Annotated in this window: 2 protein-coding genes; both read left to right on the top strand. The window is 77.0% G+C overall.

Annotated elements, in window-relative coordinates:
- Nucleotides 1-1,079: 3-oxo-tetronate kinase (gene otnK, locus HCJ92_RS20895; RefSeq protein WP_245241056.1), on the top strand; the 1,079-nt coding region annotated here is incomplete at its 5' end.
- A gap of 127 nt (nucleotides 1,080-1,206) precedes the next feature.
- Nucleotides 1,207-1,908: a class II aldolase/adducin family protein gene (locus tag HCJ92_RS20890; protein ID WP_167935163.1), complete on the top strand. Its 702-nt coding sequence runs from the start codon at nucleotides 1,207-1,209 to the stop codon at nucleotides 1,906-1,908.
- Nucleotides 1,909-2,032 lie beyond the last annotated feature (124 nt).

Genomic DNA, 2,032 nt, shown 5'->3' with positions numbered 1-2,032 from the left:
CCCCCGAGTCCGTGGCGGCGCTCCGCGCCCTGCGGCGGCTGGGCGCGGAGCGGTTCTACGACAAGTACTGCTCCACCTTCGACTCCACGCCCGAGGGCAACATCGGCCCGATCGCCGACGCCCTCATGGCGGAGCTGGACACCGACCTCGCCGTCGTCGTCCCGTCGTTCCCCGCGACCGGCCGCACCGTCTACCAGGGGCACCTCTTCGTCGGGCGGCAGTTGCTCAGCGACAGCTCGATGCGGCACCACCCGCTGACCCCGATGACCCGCTCCGACGTCACCGAGCTGCTCGCCCCGCAGACCGGCCACGCCGTGCGCTCGGTGCCGCTCGCCACCGTGCGCGCCGGGGCCGACGCGCTGCGCGAGGCGCTGGCGGAGCACCGCCGGGAGGGCTCGCGCACCTACGTCGTGGTCGACGCGCTGGACGAGGCCGACCTCGCCGTCATCGCGGAGGCCACCGCCGACCACCCGCTGGTCACCGGCGGCTCCGGCCTCGCGCTGGGGCTGCCCGCGGCGCCCGGAGGCCCCGCCACCACCGCGATGCCCGTGGCCGAGGGGCACCGCGCCGTGCTGGCCGGCAGCGCCTCGTCCGCCACCCGCGGCCAGGTCGCCGACGCCCGCGAGAAGCTCCCCACCCACAAGCTGGACCTGGCCGCGCTCCGCGCCGACCTCCCCGCCGAGGTCGCCCGCGTCACGGCCTGGGCCGGCGAGTGCTGGGCTGCGGAGCCCGGCACCCCGGTCCTGGTTTACGCGGTCGACTCCCTCGACGACATCGAGCCCGCCCCGCCCGCCGGCGGCAGGCCCGCCGGGGAACTGGTCGAGGAGGCACTGGCCGGCTGCGCCACCGCCTTCGCCTCGGCGGGGGCGCGACAGTTCCTCGTCGCCGGTGGCGAGACCTCCGGCAGCGTCGTCCAGGCCCTCGACATCGCCCGCCTGGAACTCGGGCCCCGGCTCGCCCCCGGCGTCTCCTGGGCACACGGCACCGCCGCCGACGGCCACGGCTACAACCTGGCGCTGAAGTCCGGCAACTTCGGCCGCCCCGACATCTTCACCGCCGGCTGGCAGGAGCTGCGGTGACCTCCGGCAGCCCCGGCGCCACAGGCCGCCGGAGCCCCGGCCCGCCCCCACCTGCCGCGTCCGCGCGCGCCGCCGCCCGACCGCGACCGATCCGCCGCCCGGCGGCCACCACCCAAGGAGCCCTCACATGAGCGACCCACGCACCGACCTCGTCGAGGCCGGACGTGCGCTGACAGCCGCCGGGCTGAGTCCGGGCTCCTCGGGCAACCTCAGCGTCCGCGTCGGGAACCGGCTCTACGTCACCCCCACCGGTACGCGGCTGGACGACCTCACCGAGGACGGCCTCGCCGTCCTCGACGCCGAGGCCGGCGTGGACACCCCGCTGGAGACCGCCCACCTCGCCGGGCCGCGGCCGTCCAAGGAGTTCCCGCTCCACCTCGCGCTGTACCACCGCGACCCCGAAGCCACCGCCGTCGTGCACCTCCACAGCGCGCACGCCGCCGCCTACTCCTGCCTGCCGGCGTGGTCCGAGCGCAGCGCCGTCCCGCCGCTGACGCCCTACTTCGTCATGCGGGTCGGCCAGACCCCGCTGGTTCCCTACGCCGCCCCCGGGGACGTACCCCAGGCCGCGAGCCTGGGCGGGCTGGACTTCCCGTTCCGCGCGGCGCTCCTCCAGAACCACGGCCCGGTCACCAGCGGCCGCGACATGGCCGCCGCGGTGGACGCCGCCGTCGAGCTGGAGGAGACCAGCCGACTGCTGCTGCTCCTCGGCGGTCGCGACCCCCGGCTGCTCACCGCGGCGGAGGCCGGCCACCTCGCGGAGCGGTACGGCAGCCACTGGGACGCCCACCCCGGCACGGTCACCGTCCCGGCCCCGGCCACCGCCTGACCCGCGCCCCCGTCCGCGCCCACCACGGCGCCGAGCCCACCGCGTCCAGCGCGACGGCGACCCGTTTCCTGCCGCCGGGCTCGTGCTCCGGCCTCGTCCGCATTCCGGTCATCGTTCCCCCCAC

Origin of the sequence: Streptomyces spiramenti, assembly GCF_012034385.1 — a bacterium.
In the GTDB taxonomy this organism is placed as follows: domain Bacteria; phylum Actinomycetota; class Actinomycetes; order Streptomycetales; family Streptomycetaceae; genus Streptomyces; species Streptomyces spiramenti.
This window is presented reverse-complemented; position numbering and strand designations above follow the sequence as displayed.

Excerpts from the sequence above, each read along its gene's own strand:
- HCJ92_RS20890 (WP_167935163.1), top strand. The coding sequence starts at position 1,207 with ATGAGCGACCCACGCACCGACCTCGTCGAGGCCGGACGTGCGCTGACA.